Source organism: Hyphomonas sp. (genome assembly GCF_041689225.1).
Classification (GTDB): domain Bacteria; phylum Pseudomonadota; class Alphaproteobacteria; order Caulobacterales; family Hyphomonadaceae; genus Hyphomonas.
Window position 1 is genome coordinate 1 of record NZ_JBDNGN010000172.1, and the last position, 23,281, is coordinate 23,281.

Annotated in this window: 21 protein-coding genes; 13 read left to right on the plus strand and 8 right to left on the minus strand. The window is 61.7% G+C overall.

Annotated features, from left to right (window positions below; genetic code table 11):
• Positions 1-195: 195 nt before the first annotated feature.
• Both ACESNB_RS17180 and ACESNB_RS17185 read right to left on the minus strand, forming a co-directional pair.
• Positions 196-1,563, minus strand: coding sequence for a M23 family metallopeptidase (locus ACESNB_RS17180; protein WP_373009567.1), 1,368 nt, complete (start codon positions 1,561-1,563; stop codon positions 196-198).
• A 115-nt stretch (positions 1,564-1,678) separates the two neighbouring features.
• Positions 1,679-3,052 carry a M23 family metallopeptidase gene (locus ACESNB_RS17185; RefSeq protein WP_373009568.1) on the minus strand — a complete coding sequence of 458 codons (1,374 nt, stop codon included), beginning with the start codon at positions 3,050-3,052 and terminating at the stop codon, positions 1,679-1,681.
• A gap of 173 nt (positions 3,053-3,225) precedes the next feature.
• Between ACESNB_RS17185 and ACESNB_RS17190 the strand changes: the two genes are divergently transcribed.
• From ACESNB_RS17190 to mnmA, 12 genes are all read left to right on the plus strand, one after another.
• Positions 3,226-6,564 carry a YdbH domain-containing protein gene (locus tag ACESNB_RS17190; RefSeq protein WP_373009569.1) on the plus strand — a complete coding sequence of 1,113 codons (3,339 nt, stop codon included), beginning with the start codon at positions 3,226-3,228 and terminating at the stop codon, positions 6,562-6,564.
• A 72-nt stretch (positions 6,565-6,636) separates the two neighbouring features.
• Complete coding sequence (locus ACESNB_RS17195) at positions 6,637-6,837, plus strand: YnbE family lipoprotein (RefSeq protein WP_373009570.1); 201 nt, start codon at positions 6,637-6,639, stop codon at positions 6,835-6,837.
• 19 nt (positions 6,838-6,856) lie between these two features.
• A complete protein-coding gene (locus ACESNB_RS17200; RefSeq protein ID WP_373009571.1) occupies positions 6,857-7,204 on the plus strand; it encodes a YdbL family protein in 348 nt (115 codons plus the stop codon).
• A gap of 129 nt (positions 7,205-7,333) precedes the next feature.
• Positions 7,334-7,975: a histidine phosphotransferase family protein gene (locus ACESNB_RS17205; protein WP_373009572.1), complete on the plus strand. Its 642-nt coding sequence runs from the start codon at positions 7,334-7,336 to the stop codon at positions 7,973-7,975.
• A 100-nt stretch (positions 7,976-8,075) separates the two neighbouring features.
• On the plus strand, positions 8,076-8,441 hold the full coding sequence (locus tag ACESNB_RS17210; protein ID WP_373009573.1) for a PleD family two-component system response regulator: 366 nt from the start codon (positions 8,076-8,078) through the stop codon (positions 8,439-8,441).
• A 69-nt stretch (positions 8,442-8,510) separates the two neighbouring features.
• Positions 8,511-9,353 carry a protein-glutamate O-methyltransferase CheR gene (locus ACESNB_RS17215; RefSeq protein WP_373009574.1) on the plus strand — a complete coding sequence of 281 codons (843 nt, stop codon included), beginning with the start codon at positions 8,511-8,513 and terminating at the stop codon, positions 9,351-9,353.
• Between the two features lie 99 nt (positions 9,354-9,452).
• Positions 9,453-11,108, plus strand: coding sequence for a SulP family inorganic anion transporter (locus tag ACESNB_RS17220; protein WP_373009575.1), 1,656 nt, complete (start codon positions 9,453-9,455; stop codon positions 11,106-11,108).
• A gap of 94 nt (positions 11,109-11,202) precedes the next feature.
• Entirely contained in the window at positions 11,203-11,301 is a 99-nt protein-coding gene (locus tag ACESNB_RS17225; protein WP_373009576.1) for a twin-arginine translocation signal domain-containing protein, read from the plus strand.
• Between the two features lie 81 nt (positions 11,302-11,382).
• Complete coding sequence (locus tag ACESNB_RS17230; RefSeq protein ID WP_373009577.1) at positions 11,383-12,102, plus strand: multicopper oxidase domain-containing protein; 720 nt, start codon at positions 11,383-11,385, stop codon at positions 12,100-12,102.
• A gap of 13 nt (positions 12,103-12,115) precedes the next feature.
• The gene (locus ACESNB_RS17235) at positions 12,116-13,138 is read left to right on the plus strand and encodes a multicopper oxidase domain-containing protein (protein WP_373009578.1); all 1,023 of its coding nucleotides are present in this window, start codon (positions 12,116-12,118) and stop codon (positions 13,136-13,138) included.
• The gene (locus ACESNB_RS17240) at positions 13,135-13,929 is read left to right on the plus strand and encodes a copper resistance protein B (RefSeq protein ID WP_373009579.1); all 795 of its coding nucleotides are present in this window, start codon (positions 13,135-13,137) and stop codon (positions 13,927-13,929) included. Before ACESNB_RS17235 ends, ACESNB_RS17240 begins: the two co-directional genes overlap by 4 nt.
• Before the next feature lie 96 nt (positions 13,930-14,025).
• Complete coding sequence (gene mnmA / locus ACESNB_RS17245; RefSeq protein WP_373009580.1) at positions 14,026-15,210, plus strand: tRNA 2-thiouridine(34) synthase MnmA; 1,185 nt, start codon at positions 14,026-14,028, stop codon at positions 15,208-15,210.
• A 72-nt stretch (positions 15,211-15,282) separates the two neighbouring features.
• Here mnmA and ACESNB_RS17250 read toward each other — a convergent pair whose 3' ends face one another.
• From ACESNB_RS17250 to ACESNB_RS17275, 6 genes are all read right to left on the minus strand, one after another.
• Positions 15,283-15,657 (minus strand): hypothetical protein, encoded by a 375-nt coding sequence (locus tag ACESNB_RS17250; protein WP_373009581.1) that lies wholly within the window; start codon positions 15,655-15,657, stop codon positions 15,283-15,285.
• A 140-nt stretch (positions 15,658-15,797) separates the two neighbouring features.
• A complete protein-coding gene (locus tag ACESNB_RS17255) occupies positions 15,798-16,877 on the minus strand; it encodes a mitochondrial fission ELM1 family protein (RefSeq protein WP_373009582.1) in 1,080 nt (359 codons plus the stop codon).
• On the minus strand, positions 16,878-17,351 hold the full coding sequence (gene greA, locus ACESNB_RS17260; RefSeq protein ID WP_373009583.1) for a transcription elongation factor GreA: 474 nt from the start codon (positions 17,349-17,351) through the stop codon (positions 16,878-16,880). It lies immediately after the preceding gene.
• 71 nt (positions 17,352-17,422) lie between these two features.
• On the minus strand, positions 17,423-20,701 hold the full coding sequence (gene carB / locus ACESNB_RS17265; RefSeq protein ID WP_373009584.1) for a carbamoyl-phosphate synthase large subunit: 3,279 nt from the start codon (positions 20,699-20,701) through the stop codon (positions 17,423-17,425).
• Positions 20,702-20,856: 155 nt separating this feature from the next.
• The gene (locus tag ACESNB_RS17270; protein WP_373009585.1) at positions 20,857-21,195 is read right to left on the minus strand and encodes a YMGG-like glycine zipper-containing protein; all 339 of its coding nucleotides are present in this window, start codon (positions 21,193-21,195) and stop codon (positions 20,857-20,859) included.
• Positions 21,196-21,298: 103 nt separating this feature from the next.
• A complete protein-coding gene (locus tag ACESNB_RS17275) occupies positions 21,299-22,033 on the minus strand; it encodes an MBL fold metallo-hydrolase (RefSeq protein WP_373009586.1) in 735 nt (244 codons plus the stop codon).
• A gap of 164 nt (positions 22,034-22,197) precedes the next feature.
• On the opposite strand from ACESNB_RS17275, the gene ACESNB_RS17280 reads away from it, so the two are divergent.
• Entirely contained in the window at positions 22,198-23,103 is a 906-nt protein-coding gene (locus ACESNB_RS17280) for a M48 family metallopeptidase (RefSeq protein WP_373009587.1), read from the plus strand.
• The last annotated feature ends 178 nt before the right edge of the window (positions 23,104-23,281 follow it).

The window sequence follows — 23,281 nt, forward strand, 5'->3', positions numbered from 1 at the left end:
CCGCCACGGCACGTTCGCGAAGATCAACGGAATAGTACTTGCCCATGGTGATAAACCTCCTCTTCCAGTCCGGAAACTGAATCAGAGTTCGAAGTGTCTGGGAATCCGTCCGATTCTGTCAAAGACAGAACCGCTCTAGGATTGCACTGATGGCCGCGCCTGCTCATTAAGGATGCGGCCATCAGGAATCCTGGATCACGGACTGGTCGGCTGGGCCACTGGCAGAAAATTGGAGGCCGTCAGCATGTCGGATACTGTCCCGCCGCGTAGCGTGTCGATCATGGCCTTCTGCCTCAGGAATGCAGCAAACTCTTCGGGCTCGGAAGCCAGGTTGCGGCCAGACGGCAGTTCCAGTGTCATCGGGTTCACGTAACGGCCATTGCGCCGGATTTCATAATGAAGGTGTGCGCCTGTTGCAGACCCTGTATCGCCGACATAGCCGAGGACGTCGCCAGAGTTGACTGTGGCACCCGCAGCGAGACCGGCAAAGCCCGACATGTGTGCATACAGGGTTTCGTAACCGCGCTTGTGCCGGATGCGGATATGGCGCCCGTATCCCTCGCTAAATCCCGCAAACGTGACGATGCCGTCGCCTGCCGCCTGAATGGGTTTGCCGGCGGGGGCCCGAAAGTCGATGCCGGTGTGCAAGTGCAATTGCCCGGTCAGGGGATGGTAGCGCTGGCCAAAGCCTGAATTGATCGCCACGCGTCCGATCGGAAAGCGCGTCAGGAATGGGTGTGCGGCAACGCCATTTGAACCAAAGAATTCCGTTCGGCCAGAGTCGCCCGGCGTATAGCGATACCAACTGCCGTGGCTCGTCACGCCGTTGAATGCGGCAAACACGAGGTCTCCGTTTTCGATGAAATTTCCGCGTTCGTCTTCGGCAACCTCGAATACGGCGTCATAGCGTTCTCCCTTTTGTCCGCCAGTAGAGAGGGCAGGATCATCCGGGAACAGGGCAGCAAGTGCGGCGGCGTGTGCCGGCGTGCCACCCGCGCCGACAAGCGCAGCAGGGAGTGTAGTTTCTATTCTGCCCGCAGCCCGCCTATGCGACGTAACCAGGCGCGCGGTGAGGACGCTGACAAAGAAGCTGTCGTCCGCCTGACGCGTTGCCAGGAGCGTGTGCCTGGCGTTCGGCTTGATCGACACCGCGATCAGTCGGCTTGTGTCATCCTGCAGGGTACTCTCGTCAAAATAGGCGGTGAGGGCCGTTCCGGGACGCATGCGCTTGCGGTCGACAAGGCCGGTCCGGCGCAGAGCGTCGACGGCGGCTTCCGCGTCTTCTGCACTGGCGCCGAGGACTTCCAGCACGTCAGCGGCGGCGGCCCCGACTGTGACCTGCCCTATCCTGTTAGCCGTCGAGGCCGAAGGCATGTTTTCACGAAAATCGAGCATCGCCTGCGCAGCGTCAGCGCTGGCGAGGCTTTCCGGCTGTTGCGGGCGAACGAATATGAAGAGCAAAAGCATGCCCAGCACAACACAGGTGGCCATGGCCCATTCCAGCATATGGTGTGGACGGAATGTGCGATCGACCTCTGCCGGGCCCAAACGTTTTTTCGTCATACCTGATGTCCCTTGCCGGGTCCGGATGGACCACGCGGAGTGATTCAGAGGATCACGAGCAAGAAATACGCCAACAACGCGAGTTCGAGCTAATTTGAACAGTATTGAGGATCGATCAGTGGCGTCCGGTCGAGGCCGAAACGAGGAGGGCCTGGCCGATATCGGCCCCCTGACTGGCGCGAATCTGGTCGATTTCGGCCTTTTTGACGGCAAACTCTTCAAGGACTGCAGGCGTTTCAGCAAGTTTCCGACCGGTCGGCAATTTGAGCCCCATAGCGTTCATAGGGGTGCCTTTGATGTAAACCTCATAGTGGAGGTGAGGCCCGGTAGAGGCGCCGGTAGAGCCGACATAGCCGATGATATCGCCCTGGCGGACGCGCTTGCCCGATTTCATCCCCCGGCCATAGCGGGAGAGGTGCGCATACGCGGTCTCGTAGCCATTGGCGTGTTTGATTTTGACATAGTTTCCGTAACCGCCATAGCGGCTGGCGCGGACCACGACACCGTGTCCGGCGGCAAAGACCGGGGTGCCTGAGGGGGCCGCAAAGTCAGTTCCCTTGTGCAGGCGTGTATAGCCCGAAATCGGGTGTCGGCGCTTGCCGAAGGATGACGACAACCGTGCGCCATTGATCGGCGTTTTCATCAGGAATTTGGTGGCGCTTTCGCCCTTGCTGTCGAAATAATCCGGCACTTGGTCATCGCTCGGCGTGAAGCGATAGAAATCGCGGCTGAGCGCCTGTCCATTGAGTGACGCGAAGATCACATCGCCGGATTTGACCGGCGTTCCGCGTTCATCGACATAGGTCTCATAGACGATCTCGAACTGGTCGCCGGGATGAATTTCCCTTTGAAAGTCAACATCGTATGCGAATGCGTTGGCGAAATCGACGACCTGCTGGTCACCTGCGCCGAGTCGACGGGCGGTGTCGTAGATGGACGTGTCGATCGAGGCGGCGATGCGGTGTACACTAGGGGTCAGGCGGGCATTCAGGGCGGTCGCTTCCCAGTTACCGTCCTGGCTCCGCGTGATCAGGAGGCTGCGGTCAGCTTCGGCACGTATCGACAAGGCTTTCAGTCGCTCACCGTCCAGATACGCCTCTGCAGTCAGCCCGGGATGAAGGCGGCGCGCGTCTAGCAAGTCGCCGGAATAGAGTGTCTGCAGGGCGCCATTGGCATCCTGATGGTTGGCACCGAGGCTAACGACGAGATCCGTCAGGGTCTGGCGCGATTTCAGTGTTCCTGTCTGATGGACGAGAGCGGTGGAATCGGTCATGTCGGTGGCGCTGAGCAGGGTTACCGCGAGCGGGGGCGGCGTCGCGGCTACGGCTGTCCCATGGGCGGGCTGGCCCGACGAGTCGACCATGAACAAACCAGCCACAGCGGACGCTGAGCCCAGCACAAACAAGACAGCGAGGCTCTTGATGCCTTGGGACACGTTCCGCTTCGGCGGCCGTGTCGCGTGCGGTTCGGTTTCGGTGTAATCTTTCACGCGCAACTTCCCGTAATTACCAAGTCCCTCCGCGTCGCTTGCGCAATTGCGGATGAACGAGCGTTCATTCTGACATATGCGCGTTAAAGATTGCAGAACGCGCGCATTTTAGCCTTCTTGGCTTTTTAGGACTCTAGAATTCAAGACTAGCAAGAAGCAAGCCGGATTGTACCGTGAATACGACAGATGACCAAAATGTAGGAATCCCGGGCGACGACGAGTTGGCGCGTCCGATCCGCTGGGTTCGCTGGACGGTCGTGGCTGTAACTGTACTCCTGATCGGCGTTCTGGCGATGGGATGGTTCCTGCGCAAGACTGTCGCCGAGCGTGCGCTGGCTGGCTGGTGCACCGAGAGACAGCTCTCCTGCGAGGGTAAATTTGTCCAGATTGGTTCACACGGCGCCACTATTCGGGACCTCAAAGTCAGTGCGGGCGCTAACGTACCGTTCGAGACAACGGAAGCCAGCGCGCATCTCAGCTGGCCGCGGCTACTCACGCCGAAATTGGCGGGCATCACCGTGGACAAGCCGGTCGTGCGCGGTACGCTCGATGAAAAGGGCATGCGCTTCTACGGGCTCGAGAAGCTCGTCGGGCAATCGGATGGCGCCGGAGAGCTGAACTTGCCGGCCATCGAGATCACCGATGGGCGGATATTCTTCTCAACGGAGGCGGGTGAACTGTCGGCGACCGTGGAAATGCACGGCACCTTTCCGCAGAAAGGCACGCTCGACTTAGTGCTCGACCCGGCTTCGCTCAAGGGGGCTGAGAGCGAATTCAACTGGTCCGCAGGCGGCATTTCCCTTGTCGCTGAAAGGGGACGAATTTCGGGCGACGCGAACGTCGTCCTGGAGCGTGCTGTCGTGAACACCGTCTCGATCACGGATGCCGTCTTTGCGGCCAAAATTGATGCCGCCGATGTCGGCAATGGACCGATGACACTCAACTGGACCGGCTCGGTTGCGGACGGTGTGTTTCCGGGCGGGCACTTGAGCGCGTTCCGGACCAGTGGCAAGGCAAGCTTCACCGAGCTGCCGAGCCTCTCGGCAAAAGACGGACTGGCGCCGCTGACTGCTGCGACGTTCAAGTTGGAGTCCGGAGACGTGTTACGCGACGGGTATGGCGCAAGCACTTTGAGCCTTGAAGGCGACCTGAAAGGCGATACCGGAAACATCGGCGGACCCGTCAGCTTCTCGGTATCCCAGGCCGTCGCGCCGCGAGGTGGCGCCGGGGCGTTGGCATCGAATGGCACATTTAGCCGGTCAGCCGAAGGCACATTGCTGTATGTCGGCCGTGCGTCCGCAACGGATGCGCATGTTGCCCCAGACTTGCGCCAGGAATTCACTGCGCCGATCGCATTTCCGGGTGTATTATCAGATCACGGAAACAGTTTTCGTTCTGCGGCGGTCCGGGCACTGTCAAAGTTCGATCTTGATATGGCGTTCAGTGCGGGCACGCGAGACGGTGTCTTCTCATTCTCAAGCCGGCGGGAAACGTTTCTGAAGGCGGCATCCGGATTACGGCTGAACATCATGCCACCCGCGGAAGGGCCATGGCTGTCGATTCAGGGGGCGGAGCGCGCCGTGCGCGGCAACATCATGCTGTCTGGCGGCGGCGGTCCGGACCTGCAGCTTGGCCTCGACGACTTGCAGCAGGGAGCAGCGGGACTCGAGATCGAGTCACACGCATTCAAGCTTAAGCCCTGGACAACCGGCGGAAAGACGCTATCGGCTGATCTCGGCACGTTCGCCATGACCAGCGCCCCGGAACAGTTTGACCTCCTGATCCGCGGACGCTTGTCCCTGTCGGGACAGATATTCGGGATCGACCTGAAGGCGACCGAACTGGTTGGCGGACTTCACGCCACGCGAGATGAATCAGGCTGGCAGGTGCAGCCGGACGGCGCCAAATGCGTCAGTGTTTCCAGTCAGGGTTTCGTTTTCGGCAGCATCCGCGCCGAACCTGTTCGCCTGAATGCCTGTCCGCAGGGCAATGGCTTTATCCGCAAGCGTGGCGCGTCTCCCGCCGGCACGGTCACGCTGGGGGCAGTCAGCCTGCCATTCTCTACGGAGTCCACGTCCGGCACTTTGGAGCTCTCGAAGGCATCAGTTGATTGGTCGACAAATGGTGGGCTGGCGATGACGGTGCTCGCAGACCACCTTGATCTGCCTCTTGTAATCGGATCGCGCACCCTGACCCTTTCGGGTGCCACGCCGCGCATGGGCGTGGCGACCGGTCGCGGTGCACCGAAACTGACGGCGCAGCTGGGTGCAACGGTATTCGACGGGACGCTGGTGCCGGCAAAGGTTTCCGCCGAGAGTTTCGTTTTTGACGGGTTCAGTGGAAAAGGTGGCCTGTCCGGCAATTTGAACGCCAACGGTGTTCTCATCCAGGACTATCGGAGCGACCCGCTCTACCAGCCGCTCATCTCGGACATGACGGCAACGCTGACCAATGGGCTGCTGGTCATGACCGGCCCGTTGCGCCTGAAGGCGGGCGGCACGACGGTCGCTGACACCACGATTGATCTCGACGTGGTCAAGCTCAACGGTACGGCGGCCATCCGTTCGCGTCCGCTGACGTTCCGCGCTGGCGGACTCCAGCCTGTCATGCTGTCCGAAAAGCTGCGCGGCGTCTTTACCCTTGCCGCTGGTGATGCGTCGGCAAAGGCAGATGTGGATATTGTTTCGGGGAAACTGTCCGCGACAGGGGATGTCACGATTGAAAAATTTGGATTCCAGACAACGCGGCTTGGACGGATTGAGGGCGTCAACGGCAAGGTCCGGTTCAGCGACCTGCTGGAGCTGACGACAGATCGCGGACAGGTTGTTATTGTCGGCTCGCTCAGCATAGGCATTCCACTAACGGATGGCCGTATTCAGTTTCATCTCGACAAGGGCAAGGTCCTTGGTATCGAAAAGGCCGGTTTCCCGTTCGCAGGAGGACGGATCGCGGTCTCGCCCCTCCAGTGGACGCTGGGCGGCAACGACCAGCGCGTGGAGGTAACTGCTGACGCGATTGAACTCAGCCAATTGGTGGCGGTTCTGAAGCTGCCCGATGTCCAGGCAACGGGCACGGTCAGCGGTACATTCCCGGTGGATTTCGTCGGCAGCGAAGTCCAGGTGCAAGACGCGCTTCTGGCGGCTGACGCGAAGGGAGGTCGGATCGCCTATACAGGCGATGCGGTCAATTCCGCGGCCGACAGCGACCCGAATGCCAAACTGGCATTCGACGCGTTGAAGGACTTACAATTTTCCGTCCTGGAAATCGGCCTGTCAGGCGACCTCATGAACCGAACCGTGGCGAGCGTGCATTTGATCGGTCGAAATACGCAGCCGCTTGCTTTTGGCAAGAAACTCACCGTGCCGAAAGGGCAGGCATTCGAGTTCAACTTGTCTCTCGATTCCGATCTGACGGAACTGGTCAAAAGCGGGTCCTATGCCGCCCAGCAGGATAAATTTGTCAAAATGGTCGTCGATATGGCCAACGATAAAGACAGCCGGCCGGATGAATGAGAGACAACCGTGCAGTCGATTGACGTTAAGCTGAACCATGTCATGTTTGGGAGTAGACAAAAGGAGTCATAAATGACGACCCCGCAGAAAACACTGTTTCTTGTCGGTTGCGTTGCTCTTACTGCCGCATGCACGCCGACAATCCGTATTGAGCCGTCCGACAAACCAATCACGATCAATCTGAACGTGAAGATCGATCAGGAAGTGCGCATCAAGCTCGACAAGGATGTCGAAGCCCTGATTTCCAACAACCCTGATCTGTTCCCCCAATAGCGACGACAGGATAAATATCATGAACATGATCAAGAATGTCTTCATCGCTCTGGCCATCGCGTCACTCGCCATCGTCAGCGCGCCGGATGCGCATGCTGGTGACCTCCAGCTCGAAGCAGCCATCTCCGCTGGCGAAGTCGGTGAGCGCATCGACGGCTATCTCGGCGTGGTCGGCCCGGCAGATCCTGCCGTCGTCCGCAAGGTTCAGGAGATCAACAACAAACGCCGCGCGCTTTATGAGCAACTGTCGCAGCAAACTGGAACCACGGTTGGCCAGGTGGCCCGCGTGACGGGCGAAAAGCAGATCGCGCGCACCGGATCGGGCCAGTACTACATGGACGAAACCGGCGCCTGGAAAAAGAAGTAGCGCCCGGGCGTCCGACCGGGACACGCTTTTGATAGCCCTCGCAAGACTTTCATGCCCGATTGATTGACACGAGGCGCGGCTCACACGATTTTGCACGTAATCTCACGCCAACAACGGGCTGGACCTTCCATGATCGATCCTGCACGGCTTTCAGCCTTCATATCGTCGCGTATCTGCCATGACCTCGTGTCACCCGTCTCCGGGGTGACCAGCGCTCTTGAAATGCTCGACGAGCCCGGTGATTCCGACATGGATCAGCAGTTCGAGGAGTTGCTTCGATCCAGTGCCCGCAAGGCAGCTGCGACGATCCAGTTCCTGCGCTACTCCTATGGCTCGCTGGGCCTGCAGGCTGGCACGGCCGACATGCATGAGTTCAAGAAAATCACCGAGAATTTCCTTCACGGCCTGAAGCCCAGTATCGAGTGGGATATCGCCACTGACCATCTCAGCTATTCGCACGCGCGCCTGCTGATGAACCTGATCATGATGTCGGTCGACACGCTGCCCCGCGGTGGCGTGATCCAGGCCCGCGTGCGCAACGAAGCGGCCGGCATGACGATGACGGTCTCGTCGCGTGGCGAGCGGGTGAAACTGAAGGACGAGGCCGCCCGGTCTGTTCAGGGAATCGAACCTGAGGACGGCTGGAAGCCCGACAATATCCAGCCTCTGTTCGCAAAGATGATCTGCGACAGCCTGGAAGGCGAAATCACGGCCAAGCAGGGCGAGGATGTCGCCATCATCATGGCGACGCATATCCGTGCTGAAGGCTGATGCGACTTCTGACCGGTTCCTTCGAGACTGGCAGCGAAATCTTAACGCTCGTCGGGCAATCCTTAACTCGACCTGAAGGTCTGCTTTGGGAGCACCGACCATGAAAACCTGCCTGATCGTTGACGATTCTCGCGTCGTAAGGAAAGTTGCGGCGCGCATTATCCATGATTTGAAATTCAACATCGTCGAGGCTGGAAACGGTGCCGAGGCCCTGAAGGCGTGCCGGGAAAGCATGCCGGACGCGGTCCTGCTCGACTGGAACATGCCGGTGATGAACGGGTTGGACTTCCTGCGGGCATTGCGCCGCGAAGATGGCGGCAAGAAGCCGCTCGTGGTATTCTGCTCAATCGAGAACGATGCCGAGCATATCAACGAGGCCATCCGGTCAGGCGCGGACGAGTTCATCATGAAGCCGTTCGACGCTGATATTCTCGAAAGCAAATTTGCAGAAGTCGGCCTCGTTTGAAGCATTTCTTAATAAAAGCCCCGATATTGGTAACGATTGGGGTGAAAATCCCCGGGTTCGGAGCAGGACATGCAGGATAAGGTGTTCAACGAGTTGGCAGATCTGGCCCTGAAGGGGTCCGGACAGTCGATTCCGAAATCCAAAGCCTATCTGATCGAAGCCCGACTCGCCCCGATCGCGCGACGAGAGGGCTTCGGTACGATGGAAGACCTGGTCCATTGCGTGAAATCGCGGGCCAATCCCGCCTTTATCTCCGAGATTGCCGCAACACTCGTATCCAAGGACACGCGCTTTTTCCGAGAACGCGAAACGCTGCAGCGCGTATTGACGGACGTGTTGCCCGAGCGCTTAAAGGCGACGAATACCGGGCGGCTCAAAATCTGGTTCGCGGGCGGTTCGACGGGACAGGAAGCCTATTCGCTGGCGATCCTGCTCGAAGATGAACTGCCGCCCGCCCTGCGCGGTGCCAAGATCGAGATTCTGTCGACAGATATCTGCAAGGTCACGACCGAGAACGCCCGTATGGGCCGCTACGGTCACTATGATGTCCAGAAGGGGCTGTCGATTCATCGACTGACCAAGCACTTCAACCGACTCGAAACCGGCCAGTGGGAAGCGAGTGAAGCCCTTCGGTCCCATATCAGTTTCCGCCAGCACAACCTGCTCGAAAGCGCGGCTGGCCTCGGCAAGTTCGATGTCATGATCTGCCGCAATGTGCTGCCGGGCATGGCCCGTTCTGCGCGCGTGCGTGTGGTTGAAAGCCTTGCAAGCCAGCTTGTGCCGGGCGGCCTGGTTCTGCTGGGCCACGGCGAGGGCCTTATTGGCCTGACCAACAAGCTGGAACCCGCCCGCGACTTCCGCGGCGCCTGGGTTGCCGCCGGAACGGCCAATGCCGCAGCATCGGCGGCATGATCCACCATAGGCGGACGTCAGCCACAAAGTTGCAATGCAACATGATGCCTGTATGAGGTGCGCTCCTCCGCGCTGAATACATAGAAGCAGGCTCCAAACATGGTAAAATCCACTTTCGCGGCATTTGCCGATCGCGTCGCCCGTACCGACTGGGCCGGAAACGGACTGTCCGCGATGACGCCGATGCGGGTGAAGACAGAGCTGCTCGCCGGCTTTACCGTCGCCCTCGCGCTCGTGCCTGAAGCGGTTGCCTTTGCCTTCGTTGCCGGTGTGACGCCGCTCGCGGGCCTCTATGCGGCCTTTATCGTCGGACTGATCACCGCCCTGTTCGGTGGACGACCGGGCATGATCTCGGGCGCGACCGGCGCGCTCGCCGTTGTCATGGTCGGCCTGGTGCATGACCCCCGCATCGCCGAAGGAATGGGGCCGCAATACCTGTTCGCGACGGTTGTGCTGATGGGGATACTGCAACTGATCGCGGGTGTCTTCAAACTCGGCAAGTTCATGCGGCTGGTGCCGCACCCGGTTATGCTCGGTTTCGTGAACGGCTTAGCCATCGTGATTTTCCTGGCCCAGCTCGGCCAGTTCAAGGTGCCCGGAACGGCGGAAGTCGGCGGTCACGGCTTTGCGGGCGGCGAATGGATGAGCGGCGCGCCGCTCGCCATCATGCTGGGCCTTACGGCGCTGACTATGGCGATCATCTGGGGCATGCCGAAACTGACCAAGATCATTCCTGCCCCTCTCGCGGGGATCGGCATTGTTGCTGGCATCGTCATCGGCTTCGGACTGAGCGTGCCCACGGTGGGCGATCTGGCTTCGGTGAAAGGTGGCCTGCCGCCTTTTGCCATTCCGACGGTTCCCTTCGCGCTCGAGACACTGGAAATCATCTTTCCCTATGCGTTGATCCTGGCTGCGATCGGCCTGATCGAGAGCCTTCTCACCCTGAACCTCGCCGGAGAGATTACCGGAAAGCGCGGCGGTGCTTCGCAGGAATGCCTGGCGCAGGGCACGGCCAATGTCGTGACCGGCTTCTTTGGTGGCATGGGCGGCTGCGCCATGATCGGCCAGTCCATGATCAACGTGAAATCCGGCGGTCGCACCCGTCTTTCCGGAATCTCGGCGGCGCTGTTCCTGCTCGCTTTCATCCTTGTCGGCTCCAGCCTGATCGAGCGCATTCCGCTCGCCGCACTGGTCGGCGTCATGTTCATGGTCGTGATCGGCACCTTCGCCTGGCAGAGCCTGCGGATCATGACGCGGATCCCGCTGATGGATGCCTTCGTCATCGTTTTGGTGACGGGCGTGACAGTCGCCTATGACCTTGCCACGGCGGTGGTCGTTGGCGTGATCGTTTCGGCGCTGGCCTATGCCTGGAACAATGCCCGGCGCATCCATGTCATCGAGCGCGACAGCGTGCGCACGCCCGGCGCGCATGTGTATGAGATCGAAGGCCCGCTCTTCTTCGGCTCGACCGATGGCTTCGCCGAACTCTTCCACCCGGAAACCGATCCGGACGTGGTTATCGTAGACTTCAAGCGCAGCCGCGTGGTCGACCAGTCTGCGCTGCAGGCCCTTGAGGACCTTGCTGCGCGCTATGCAGAAAACGGCAAGACGCTTCGCCTGCGCCACCTCTCCCGCGACTGCCACAAGCTGCTCAAGCGCGCAGGGCAGCTAATGGTCGATGCGGACGATGATCCGGATTACGCGCTGGCGGTGGACTATAATGTCCGCACGGGCGTCTTCGGCGGCGGGCACTAGCCGGGCGCGATGACCGATTTGTGACCGGGCGGCTGCGCGAATCCGCTTCGATCCGCTCCTGGCTTCCGCTAGACAGACACGTAGTTGACCAGTCGTGACTTCGCCAGGAGAGCCAACGCTGCACCGCCGCCACTTCCTCAAATATGCCGCCGGCAGCGCCGCGCTGGCCGGGGCAGGCGCGCTGCGGGCCTAGGCGCGCTCGGCCAGCGAAGGCAATCTCGGTATCCCGGCGCTGCAGGGCAATAGGTTCGACCTGACCGTGGGCAAGTTTCCCATGCGCATCAATGGCCGCGCGACCGAAGCGATTGGCGTCAATGGCTCTGCGCCAGCGCCGCTGCTTCGGTTCCGGGAGGGCGAAGAGGTGACGCTGAACGTCACCAACATACTGGAGACCGACACATCCATCCACTGCCATGGCATGCTTGTGCCGTTCCAGATGGACGGCGTGCCCGGCGTCTCCTTCCCGGGCATCAAGCCCGGCGAGACCTTCATCTACAAATATGCCGTGCCGCAGAATGGCACCTATTGGTACCATTCCCATTCCGGCCTGCAGGAACAGGTCGGCCATTACGGTCCGATCATCATAGATCCGAAGGGCGCTGATCCGGTCGCCTATGACCGCGAATACGTGCTCGTGCTGGGAGACTGGACGTTCGGCGACCCGGATCGCCTGTTCGCGAAACTCAAGAAGCATTCCGACAGCCAGAACTTCCAGCAACGCACAGTCGGGGAATTCCTGAAAGGTGCCTCCGCCGATGGTCTCGGGTCCGCGCTCAACGACCGAGCCATGTGGGGCGCGATGCGGATGTCGCCGCGCGATCTCGCGGATGTCGGTGCGCCGACCTACACCTATCTGATCAACGGCCGGTCGACTGCGGACAATTTCAACATGGTGTTTGCTCCGGGCGAGCGTGTGCGCCTGAGGATCATCAATGCCGCGGCGATGACTCTTTTCAATGTCCGCATGCCGGGCCTGCCGATGACGATCGTCTAGGCCGACGGGCTCAATGTGCAGCCCGCTGGAGGTCGATGAATTCCAGATCGGCGTGGCCGAGACCTATGATGTGATCGTGACGCCGCAGGTGGCGGAGGCGTTTGCCTTCGTCGCAGAATCGATCGACCGGTCCGGACAGGCGGTGGCGACGCTGGGGCCCCGGCCGGGCATGCGCGCGGTTGTTCCCGCCCTGCGCCCGGTGCCGACGCTCGGGATGAAGGACATGGGCATGGACCATGCGGCCATGGGGCGTGGAGCGATGAACATGGGCACCGATGCGCCTCAAGCAATGGATCATTCCACGATGGACCACGGCGCGATGGCCGGATTGGATCACAAGGCAATGGGCCATGCGATGCCGGACCCGCACGGGCCGGAGGTCCAGATGGTGTCCATGGAGGCGCCGATCAAACGCGGGCCCGGAATTGCCAATGTGGCGGCCATGCCGATGAGTCGTCTCGACGAGCCGGGAATCGGCCTTGACGATATTGGCCACCGCACCCTGACCTACAGCCAGTTGCGCAGCCTCGATCCGAACCCGGATACGCGGGCGCCCGGCCGCGAGCTCGTGGTCCACCTGACCAGCAATATGGAACGCTACATGTGGTCGTTCGACGGGGTGAAATTCTCCGAGGTGACGAAATCCATCCAGTTCCATGAAGGCGAGCGCGTGCGCCTCACCCTCATCAATGACACGATGATGCCGCATCCGATCCATTTGCACGGCATGTTCTTCGATCTCCTCATTCCCGGCGCGGAGGCCAGTGGCCACCTGCCGCGCAAGCATACCGTGATCGTGAAGCCGGCGGAGAAGCTCTCCGTGGACATTTCCGCCGAGCATGTCGGCGACTGGGCCTTCCACTGCCACCTCCTTTTCCACATGGCGGCTGGCATGATGCAGATCGTCTCGGTCATGCCATCGGAAAAGGCAATGCCGATGGCGGACCATCAGGGCCACGAAATGATGGACCATTCGACCATGGATCATTCGAAGATGAACCACGACGAAATGGGCGATGAGGGGATGAAGCCATGATGCGCGGAATTGCCCTTTGTGCGCTGGCGATATCTGTCGCGGCGCCGGTTTTCGCCGAGGAGACTAAAGGCACATCGCCGCCCTGGTCGATGGCGGATGAATATTACGATGCCTACGAGATGGCTGAGGCTCGGGACCACGTCCAGGCGCATCACGGCGCCACGCGCCAGGTCTCTGTGATGGCGGACCGGCTGGAACTCCAGTCGTCGGATGAGGGCGACGCGCTCGTCTGGGATGGCAATGCCTGGTATGGCGGCGATGTGAACAAGCTCTGGATCAAGAGCGAGGGCGCCTATTCGCTGGAGACGGACTCTGTCGAGGACGCTGAAGCGCAGGCCCTCTGGTCGCACGCGATCTCGCCCTATTTCGACCTCCAGGGCGGGGTGCGCTACGATTTTGAACCGAAGGGCCGCACGCATGCTGTTCTCGGCGTTCAGGGCCTCGCGCCCTACTGGTTCGAGGTGGATGCGGCGGCCTTCCTCAGCAGCGATGGCGACCTCACCGCGCGGATTGAAGCCGAGTACGAGTTCCGCCTGACGCAGCGCCTGATCCTGCAGCCGCGCCTGGAAGCCGAGTTCGCAGCGCAGGACATTCCGGAGCTGGAGACGGGTTCCGGCCTGACATCGCTCGATGTGGGCCTGCGCCTGCGCTATGAAATCGTCCGCGAGTTCGCGCCCTATGTGGGCGTCGCGTGGCAAGGCAGCTTTGGCGGCACGGCGGACTATCTCGAGGCCGCCGGGGAAGACACTGATCGCACGATCTTCGTGGCGGGCGTACGGACCTGGTTCTGAGGCAGACGCCTTCACCCCCTCGCAATTCCGGCCATCCCGCGCTATATGCGCCCTTCCTGAAGCTGCTCCGGGCCTTGAACCCGGTTGGAGTAAGACATGACAGATACCAAAACCGCTGCCTGGACGGGCGGCCTGAACTCGCTCGGATTTGACAAGAGCCCCGCCGATACGCGGGTCGTCGCCGCCATGTCGGGCGGGGTCGACAGCTCGGTTGTGGCCGCGATGCTGAAGGCCGAAGGCTATGATGTGATCGGCATCACGTTGCAACTCTACGATCATGGCGCCGCCATCGAGAAGAAGGGTGCCTGCTGCGCCGGCCAGGACATCCATGACGCGCGCAATGTGGCCGACCAGATCGGCATTCCGCATTATGTGCTGGATTATGAAAGCCGCTTCCGCGAGCAGGTGATGGAAGATTTCGCCGACACATACCTCGCCGGATCGACGCCGATCCCGTGCATCCGCTGCAACCAGACGGTCAAGTTCTCGGACCTACTTCGCACCGCGAAGGAGCTGGGTGCCGACTGCCTTGCGACGGGGCATTATATTCGGCGGACGGACGGACCGGACGGGCCGGAGCTTCACCGCGCCGCCGATGCGAGCCGCGACCAGTCCTACTTCCTGTTCGCCACGACGCGCGACCAGCTGGACTATATCCGCTTCCCGCTCGGTGGGCTGCCGAAGACGGAAGTGCGGGAACTGGCCGACCAGTTCAACCTGCCGGTCGCGGCCAAGCCCGACAGCCAGGATATCTGTTTCGTGCCGGAAGGCTCCTACGCCAAAGTGGTCGAGAAGCTCCGCCCCGGGTCCGGGCGCGGAGGGGATATCGTGCACCTTGATGGCCGGGTTCTCGGCCAGCACGAGGGTGTGATCCATTACACGATCGGCCAGCGGCGCGGGCTTAATGTGGCCGTGGGCGAACCCTTGTTCGTGGTCAAGATCGACGCGCCGAACCGGCGGGTTGTTGTCGGCCCGCGCGAAGCGCTGATGACGTCCGGTCTGTTGCTGGAAGAGCTGAACTGGCTCGGCAAGGGCACGCTGGAATCGGCAGCCGATGCCGGTGCACCGGTGCTGGTGCGGGTACGCTCAACGCGGCCACCGGTGCCGGGACGGCTCGGCTGGCAGGGCGACATTCCGGTGATCTGGTTCGATGAACCGGAAGAAGGCGTGGCGCGCGGGCAGGCGGCGGTGCTGTACGATCCCGAAGGCAGCACGCAAATCCTTGGCGGCGGGTTTATCCTGAAGGCCATCCCGGCAGACGAGCGGGTGGTGGCGGCGTAGGCCTGCCCTGCAGGTGCGGCGCCTGTTAGGGCGCTTTAGGTGGGGTTTGGGTGTGCTGCGGGGTGGCATGGGTCAGCGGCAGCCCGTAGAGGCCCGTGTCCGCTGCGCAGCCAGGGGCGCGGGGCCGTGCGAGCCGGTGCCAGAGATTCGCCGCCCCTGCCTGCGCAGCGGACACGGGAAATTGGTTTCGGCATTGAAGGCAAGTTTCAGCCTTCCGGAGACAGGTGCACGGAAACAGCCCGGATGATGTTCGGAGAGATCGTCCGAGAGCTGGATGATTACGACACGTCCGTTCCACATCACGCCCCAGAGCATCTGGCTGCCGGGACCGCCGGCTGCGCGAAACCACGCTTTCAGGCGCTGGATCCGCCAGAAGGCCAGCGGCCAGATGGGCAGGAGATACCAGGGCAGGTCGGGCATGGGGGTGAGGAGGGAGAAGCTGGGCATCGCGGCGAATTATACACCGGGTGGGGCAGGGGGTGGATAAGTGCCCCGCGGTCACAGGCCAAAGGCCTGTGCCACCTCCCCTGTGAAGGGGGGAGGATGTGGGGTTGCCGAGGGGGTGATATGGGTGTGGCTGGGGGCGCTCAGCTCATCCAGTCGGGTGGGGCGACGTGGGTGGTGCTGGCGGGGATGTCGGGCTGGGGGTAGCGTTCCAGCAGTTTGGCGACGATGGCATCGGCGACGCGGTCAGCTTCGCGCAAGGGCGGGTAGGTCCAGCTTTCCAGCGTGCCGCCGAACCAGCGCGCCGCGCCGTGCGTGATCAGGCTGTCATGCAGGCGGTCGAATTTTTCATGTCGGCCTTCGAGGCGAGCAATGTGCACGGGCAGGCCGTGCCAAGCGGCGTCCGACAGCATATTGGAACTGTCTTCGGTGACGATGGCGGCGTCGGAAAAGGCCAGCCAAGCGAGATAGGGGTTCTGGCCATCCTCGGGGCCTGACCAGAAGCGGGCGCCGACCTGATCGGCGAGGGTGCGCAGGCGGGAAACCACTGGCAGGGGCGTGCGCCGTGACGTGGTAATGCGCAGGCGCCAGCCTTCAGCGGCAAGCTGGCGCAGCTGCCCTTCGAGGCGCTCGGCGGCGGCGGCGGAAAATGTGTGCGTCTTTGAATCGCCGCCGATGATGACAATCGCGCTCTTGGCGCGCTCGTCGGCAAGGTCGGCAAAGGCCTGTCCGGCATCTTCGATCTGGTCGGGTGCGAAATAGGACGGCGAGCCGATCGTCTGGATCACGTTGGGGCCGGTTACCGCATCATGCGTCGGTGCGACCAGCATGTCGAAATGCGTCGAGGCGACGCGCGGATCGAGGATTTGCACGGTCACCGTCTTGCCGCCTGAGAGGTCGCGGACTGCGTGCGTGAACGGGGCCGAGCGGCGACCGGCTGCGATCCAGACGGTCGGCCAGGGGCCTTCCAACACGCCGCGCTGCCCAGCCGGCAGCGCATGAGTCAGCAGCGGCCATCTGTCAGCGGGCAGCCATGTCCAGGGCGCGCGGGGGCTGAGCGTCACCGGATCGCTGCGATGGGCTGCGCCTTCAATATGGGCGATCTTCATCCAGCGACGGGTTTCGCCAAGGGCCTGCAAGATTGCACGCACCTGCGCCGCGTTGCCTGCGCGGCCGTCCGACACCGCCCAGACGGAAGGTCCGAGCAGGCCGGGCCCGCCCATTTATTTATACTCGACCTTCGTGATCTCGTAAGCCCGTGCGCCGGCAGGGGCGGAGACTTCGGCCTCGTCGCCTTCTTCCTTGCCGATCATGGCACGGGCAATGGGAGAGGTGACGGAAATCTTGCCGAGTTTCACTGACGCTTCGTCTTCGCCCACGATCTTGTAGGTCTGGGACTCTTCGGTTTCGACATCGACTATGGTCACGGTCGCGCCGAAGCGTATCTTGGTGCCCGAGAACTTGCTGACATCGATGACGTCAGCGCGCGCGAGCTTGTCGTCAATCTCGCTGATACGGCCCTCGATGAAGCTCTGCTTCTCCTTGGCCGCATGGTATTCGGCGTTTTCCGACAGGTCGCCATGCTGGCGCGCTTCTGCGATCGCCGCGATGATGCTCGGACGTTCTACGGATTTCAGTGCCTTCAGTTCTGTCTGAAGCGCAACATGGCCTTCAGCAGTCATGGGAATGCGTTCCATGTCAGGTCCCTTATTCGTTTATTGGCGCGAAATGCTTGTCGCAAAAATGCAGGCCGTCAAGTGGCCCTCTGTCAGGCCGATTGCAAGGCGCGCACGGAGATTTCCCTTGTTTTCAGGCTCGCAATGGCCTGAACCGAGGCAATCGACGCTGAAAGTGTTGTGAAATAGGGAATTTTACGGTTCACAGCGGTGCGCCGGATCGACGCGCTGTCGGACAATGATGCTGCACCTTCGGTTGTATTAAATACCAATTGCACGTCTCCATTTATCATGGCGTCGACAATATGGGGCTGGCCTTCCAGCACCTTGTTGATCCGCGAAACCGGCAGGCCTTCGCCTTCGAGGAACGTCGCCGTGCCGCTGGTGGCGATCAGCGTGAAGCCCATGCTGACTAGGTTGCGGGCCGCTTCGGTGACGCCCTTCTTGTCGGAATCGCGAACCGAGATGAAGACCTTGCCGCTTTCGGGCAAGCGGACGCCGACGCCGAGTTGGGATTTGAGGAAGGCCATGCCGAAATCATCGTCCCAGCCCATGACTTCGCCGGTCGAGCGCATTTCCGGGCCGAGCTGCGGGTCGACGCCGGGAAAGCGGGCGAACGGGAAGACGGCTTCCTTGACTGCGACGCGGCGCGGATTGGCATTGGTGAGGTCGAAACTGGTCAGCATTTCGCCAGCCATTACCTTGGCGGCGATGGCGGCAATCGGCGCGCCGACGGCCTTGGCCACGAAGGGCACGGTGCGGCTGGCGCGGGGGTTGGCTTCAAGAACGTAGATCTCGTCGCCCTTGACTGCGAACTGGATGTTGATCAGGCCGCGCACCTCTAGGGCCTTGGCCAGCGCGATGGTCTGCTCGGCGAGGCGGGCCTGCAGGCTGGCCGACAGCGTGTAGGGAGGCAGGGTGCAGGCGCTGTCGCCGGAATGGACGCCAGCTTCCTCGATATGTTCCATGATGCCGGCGACGTGCACATTGGTGCCGTCGCAGATGGCGTCGACATCGACTTCGATGGCGTCCGAGAGGTAGCGGTCGATGAAGAGAGACGCGTCACCGGAGACTTTTAGGGCCTCGGCGGCAAACAGGCGTAGGTCTGCGTCGTCGCGGGCGATTTCCATGGCGCGGCCACCGAGCACGAAGGAGGGGCGCAGCATGACCGGGTAGCCGATCTCGTTGGCCTTTACTTCGGCTTCAGCGACACTGCGCGCGACGCGCGACGGCGCCTGCTGGATGCCGAGCCTGTCGAGCAGGGCGGCCAACTTTTCGCGGTCTTCGGCAAGGTCGATCATTTCCGGGCTGGTGCCGAGGATCGGGATGTTCTCATTGTGGAGCGTGGCAGCGAGCTTGAGCGGGGTCTGGCCGCCGAACTGGACGATGACGCCCTTCAGCGTGCCGGCGCTCTGCTCCTTGTGGATGATCTCGAGCACATGCTCGTCGGTCAGGGGCTCAAAATAGAGACGATCTGACGTGTCATAATCGGTCGAGACGGTTTCCGGGTTGCAATTGACCATGATGGATTCAATGCCGAGATCTTCCATCGCGTAGGCGGCGTGGCAGCAGCAATAGTCGAACTCGATGCCCTGGCCGATCCGGTTGGGGCCGCCGCCAAGGATGATGGCTTTCTCGCGGTTGCTCGGCAGGGCCTCGCAATCGGGCGCCTCGGTGCCGTACGAGGCATGTTCGTAGGTAGAATAGAGGTAGGGCGTCTTGGCGGCGAACTCGGCGGCGCAGGTGTCGATCCGCTTGTAGACGGGGCGCACGTCGAGCGCGTGGCGATAGGCGCGCACCCAGGATTCCGTCTGGCCGACCAGCTGGCCGAGGCGCTTGTCTGAAAAGCCCATGGCTTTGAGTTCGATGAGGGCGTTGGCATCGTCGGGCAGGCCGCAGGCGCGAACCTTTGCCTCGACCTTGGTGATCTCCCGAATCTGGCTGAGAAACCAGGGATCGATGGACGTGACGGCATTGACCTCGGCGACACTCATGCCTTCGCGCAGGGCCTGGGCGACGATCTGGAGCCGGTCGGGCGTGGGCAGGGAGAGGGCCTGACGCAGCGCCGCTTCGGTTTCGAACGTGAGGTCATCGAGACCGCAAAGGCCTGTCTCAAGCGAGCAGAGCGCCTTCTGGAGGCTTTCCTGGAAGTTGCGACCGATGGCCATGGCCTCGCCGACGGATTTCATCGCCGTGGTGAGCACGGGATCGGCGCCCTTGTACTTCTCGAAGGCGAAGCGCGGGATCTTGGTGACGACGTAGTCGATCGTGGGCTCGAACGAAGCAGGCGTAACACCGGTAATGTCATTGTCGAGCTCGTCGAGCGTGTAGCCGACGGCGAGCTTGGCGGCGATCTTGGCAATCGGGAAGCCGGTTGCCTTGGAGGCCAGCGCCGAGGAGCGCGACACGCGCGGGTTCATCTCGATAACGATCAGGCGGCCGTCTTTCGGGTTCACCGCGAACTGGACGTTCGAGCCGCCGGTTTCGACACCAATCTCGCGCAGCACCGCAATCGAGGCGTTGCGCATGATCTGGTATTCCTTGTCGGTCAGCGTCAGGGCCGGGGCGACGGTGATCGAGTCGCCGGTATGCACGCCCATTGGGTCGATATTCTCGATCGAGCAGATGATGATGCAATTGTCCGCCGTGTCGCGCACGACTTCCATCTCGTATTCCTTCCAGCCGAGCAGGCTTTCGTCGATCAGGATCTGGGCGTTCGGCGAGGCGGCGAGGCCGGAGCGGCAGATTTCCTCGTATTCCTCGACATTGTAGGCAATGCCGCCGCCGGTGCCGCCTAGCGTGTAGGCGGGACGGATAATGGCGGGCAGGCCGACGGTTTCGAGCGCGTCCATTGCGGCCTTCAGGCCGGTGAGGCGGTCATAACCCTTGATCTTGCCATTCTCGCCGCGGATTTCGGGCGAGGCGATGATGGCGGCGCGGGGATTTTCGAGGCCGATCCGGTCCATGGCTTCGCGGAACAGTTTGCGGTCTTCGGCCATCTCGATGGCTTCGGCCTTGGCACCGATCAGTTCGACGCCGTGCTTTTCGAGGACGCCGGCATGATGGAGGTCGAGGGCACAGTTGAGCGCCGTCTGGCCACCCATTGTGGGGAGCAGTGCGTCCGGCTTCTCGACTTCGATGATCTTCTCGACGATTTCGGGCGTGATCGGCTCGATATAGGTCGCGTCGGCCAGGTCCGGGTCGGTCATGATCGTGGCGGGGTTCGAATTGACGAGGATGACGCGGTAGCCTTCGGCCTTCAGCGCCTTGACCGCCTGGACGCCGGAATAGTCGAACTCGCAGGCCTGTCCGATGATGATCGGGCCGGCACCAATTACCAGGATCGAAGATATGTCGGTGCGCTTCGGCATGGTCGTTTCGTGCTCCCGGTCAAACGGGTGCCTGATAGCTGGGAGTCGCAGGCATAAGCAAGGATAATCAGGCTTATGACATGCGAAAAGCCCCGCATCCGGGAAAGGATGCGGGGCTTCAAGAGGCGGATGACTGCCTGCCCGGAGGCGAGGGTCTACCAGCGGCGCGAGTCGTAAGGGTAGCTGTCATAGGCGTTGGCATAGCCGTCGCCGTCAGCGTCGCGCTCGTCTTCCTGGTCCTTGACGCCTGGCATGTCGCAGTCCTCGGCTTCAATACAGCCTTTGGCTGCGCCGGCGGAACCGCCAAGCACAGCGCCGATCGCGGCGCCGCGATCGGCATCGCCATCGCCGACATTATTGCCGATAACCGCACCGGCGACTGCGCCTGCGGCAGCGCCGTAGGCGGCGTTACGCTCCGTCACGCCGCTGGATGTGCAGGCGGCCAGGACGAGTGCGCTGGCGCCGGCGGCGAAGAGCTTCATAGAGGTTTTCATTGTGTGCTCCTTGTCTTGATCAAGGGTTGCAAACTCCCCGCGACCGGAGCGGTTCCGACACGAACGTGACAAGGCTGTCAGGAAAAGCGGTGTCTCGCCTCCGTCAGGTCCAGCGCTTGGCCAGTTTCTGGCTGATCGCGTCGGCACCTTGCTGGGCTGCGCCCTGGTATCCGGTAATGGCGTCGCCGACGAAAGGGTTGGACTGGCGTTCGTGGCCGAAGGTCGAGATCGGGCCGTGACCCGGCACGAACCGCATTTTGTTGCCCAGCGGCCATAGCTTTTCGGTGATCGAGTCGATCAGCTGCTGGTGGTTGCCGCGCGGAAAGTCCGTGCGTCCAATTGAGCCCTGGAACAGGACATCGCCGACAAAGGCGAGGGCGCCTTCCTTGTTGTAGATCACGACATGACCGGGCGTGTGGCCGGGGCAGTGGGCGACGCCGAATTTCAGACCGGCCAGTTCCAGTTCGTCGCCATCGTGCAGGTAGCGGTCGGGTTTTACATTGCGGCCGTCGGTAATGCCGTATTTGGCACCCTGGGCTTCCAGCTCGTCGAGCAGCCACTGATCGTCCTCGTGCGGCCCGATGATCGGGCAACCGGTGCGCTCGGACACGGCGGTCGCGGCGCCGGCATGGTCGAGGTGGCCATGGGTCAACCAGACGGCGACAATCTTGACGCCGAACTGTTCGGCCGCGCCCATCAGCCGGTCTACTTCGCCGCCCGGATCGATGAACACGCCTTCCATGGTCTCGGTCGACCAGATCATGGACGTGTTCTGTTGCAGGGGAGTCACCGGAATGATCCGGATTTCCAGCTTTGGCTTGGTTGTTTGTTCGGTCATGCTCCTAGAGATAGCGTCGCAGGAACTGTTCTTGAAGCACCTCAGGCGCTTTCGCGTAGGGGAAGGCTCGGTTATTACTCGTCGCAACGATGTTTTCCGGCGAGGCCCACACCATGCGTATGCCACAAAGACGGCGAGGCGGCGGACTGCTGGGCGGCCGGTTCATGATAATCATTGTCGGCCTGGTCGGCCTGTTCATCTACTGGCAGATGAACCAGACCGAAGTGCCGTTCTCCGGCCGCAAGCAGCTGAACACGATGTCGCTGCAGGACGAGGTCAAGCTCGGCCAGCAATCCTATGTGCATATCCTCAACCAGGAACAGGAACAGGGCAATCAGGTGTTGTGTGCGTCCGAAGGCGGGTGCCAGGGCGCCGAACTGACGCTGACGGAAGACGTGCGCATGATCGGCAAGCGGCTGCAAGCAGCTGCGATTGAGCTGGAAGCGGAGCTTGAGGCGCAGGGCTATGCCTTCACCCCGGTCGCCGACCAGTTTGACTGGACCTATTATGTGGTGGATTCCGCGACGCCGAATGCGTTTTGCCTGCCGGGCGGCTATGTGGCCGTCTACATAGGCATTCTCGACATAACGGGCAATGGCGACGGGCAGGTGACGCTCGACGATGTCCGCGATCCCGACAAGCTGGCCGTTGTGATGGGCCATGAGATCGGCCATGCGCTGGCGCATCACGGCGCCGAACGGATGAGCCAGCAAAAAGTGATGCAGATGGGCCAGATGGCGGTCGGCGCAGGCCTCGGCGACATGGATGTCAGCCAGCAGCGGGCGATCATGCAGGCCTTTGGCGTTGCGGCGCAGGGCACGGTGCTGAAATTCTCGCGCGCACACGAGACGGAGGCCGACAAGATCGGTCTCGATCTGCTGGTACGCGCCTGCTACGACCCGCGCGAGGCGCCGGAACTGTGGGAACGCATGGGTAAGCTGAATGAGGGGCAGGGCCCGCCGGAATGGATGTCGACCCACCCAGCCTCGTCCACCCGCGTGGAAAATTTCCGGCAATGGATGCCCGACGCGGTTGCCCAGTATGAAAGTCGTTGCGGTCCGCTGAGATAACCGTCGCTGAGAGGCGCATGGGGCTCCAAAGCGGAGTTAAGGTGCTTCCGCCATGTCGAAACGAAAATGGCCGCCCCGGTATCCTGAAAAGGAAACGGAGCGGCCATCTCGTCCACCATCGGCAAGCCTGTACGGGTCCCCACCCAGCCTGCTTTTATTCAAATTCAACGGATGAGGC

What these genes read in the sequence shown, in the direction of transcription:
- ACESNB_RS17280 (WP_373009587.1), top strand. Translation starts at nt 22,198, where the DNA reads ATGATAATCATTGTCGGCCTGGTCGGCCTGTTCATCTACTGGCAGATG.
- ACESNB_RS17205 (WP_373009572.1), top strand. Translation starts at nt 7,334, where the DNA reads ATGATCGATCCTGCACGGCTTTCAGCCTTCATATCGTCGCGTATCTGC.
- ACESNB_RS17270 (WP_373009585.1), bottom strand. Translation starts at nt 21,195, where the DNA reads ATGAAAACCTCTATGAAGCTCTTCGCCGCCGGCGCCAGCGCACTCGTC.
- ACESNB_RS17180 (WP_373009567.1), bottom strand. Translation starts at nt 1,563, where the DNA reads ATGACGAAAAAACGTTTGGGCCCGGCAGAGGTCGATCGCACATTCCGT.
- ACESNB_RS17210 (WP_373009573.1), top strand. Translation starts at nt 8,076, where the DNA reads ATGAAAACCTGCCTGATCGTTGACGATTCTCGCGTCGTAAGGAAAGTT.
- ACESNB_RS17200 (WP_373009571.1), top strand. Translation starts at nt 6,857, where the DNA reads ATGAACATGATCAAGAATGTCTTCATCGCTCTGGCCATCGCGTCACTC.
- ACESNB_RS17235 (WP_373009578.1), top strand. Translation starts at nt 12,116, where the DNA reads ATGTGCAGCCCGCTGGAGGTCGATGAATTCCAGATCGGCGTGGCCGAG.
- ACESNB_RS17220 (WP_373009575.1), top strand. Translation starts at nt 9,453, where the DNA reads ATGGTAAAATCCACTTTCGCGGCATTTGCCGATCGCGTCGCCCGTACC.
- carB (WP_373009584.1), bottom strand. Translation starts at nt 20,701, where the DNA reads ATGCCGAAGCGCACCGACATATCTTCGATCCTGGTAATTGGTGCCGGC.
- ACESNB_RS17255 (WP_373009582.1), bottom strand. Translation starts at nt 16,877, where the DNA reads ATGGGCGGGCCCGGCCTGCTCGGACCTTCCGTCTGGGCGGTGTCGGAC.
- mnmA (WP_373009580.1), top strand. Translation starts at nt 14,026, where the DNA reads ATGACAGATACCAAAACCGCTGCCTGGACGGGCGGCCTGAACTCGCTC.
- ACESNB_RS17250 (WP_373009581.1), bottom strand. Translation starts at nt 15,657, where the DNA reads ATGCCCAGCTTCTCCCTCCTCACCCCCATGCCCGACCTGCCCTGGTAT.
- ACESNB_RS17195 (WP_373009570.1), top strand. Translation starts at nt 6,637, where the DNA reads ATGACGACCCCGCAGAAAACACTGTTTCTTGTCGGTTGCGTTGCTCTT.
- greA (WP_373009583.1), bottom strand. Translation starts at nt 17,351, where the DNA reads ATGGAACGCATTCCCATGACTGCTGAAGGCCATGTTGCGCTTCAGACA.
- ACESNB_RS17215 (WP_373009574.1), top strand. Translation starts at nt 8,511, where the DNA reads ATGCAGGATAAGGTGTTCAACGAGTTGGCAGATCTGGCCCTGAAGGGG.
- ACESNB_RS17275 (WP_373009586.1), bottom strand. Translation starts at nt 22,033, where the DNA reads ATGACCGAACAAACAACCAAGCCAAAGCTGGAAATCCGGATCATTCCG.
- ACESNB_RS17230 (WP_373009577.1), top strand. Translation starts at nt 11,383, where the DNA reads ATGCGCATCAATGGCCGCGCGACCGAAGCGATTGGCGTCAATGGCTCT.
- ACESNB_RS17240 (WP_373009579.1), top strand. Translation starts at nt 13,135, where the DNA reads ATGATGCGCGGAATTGCCCTTTGTGCGCTGGCGATATCTGTCGCGGCG.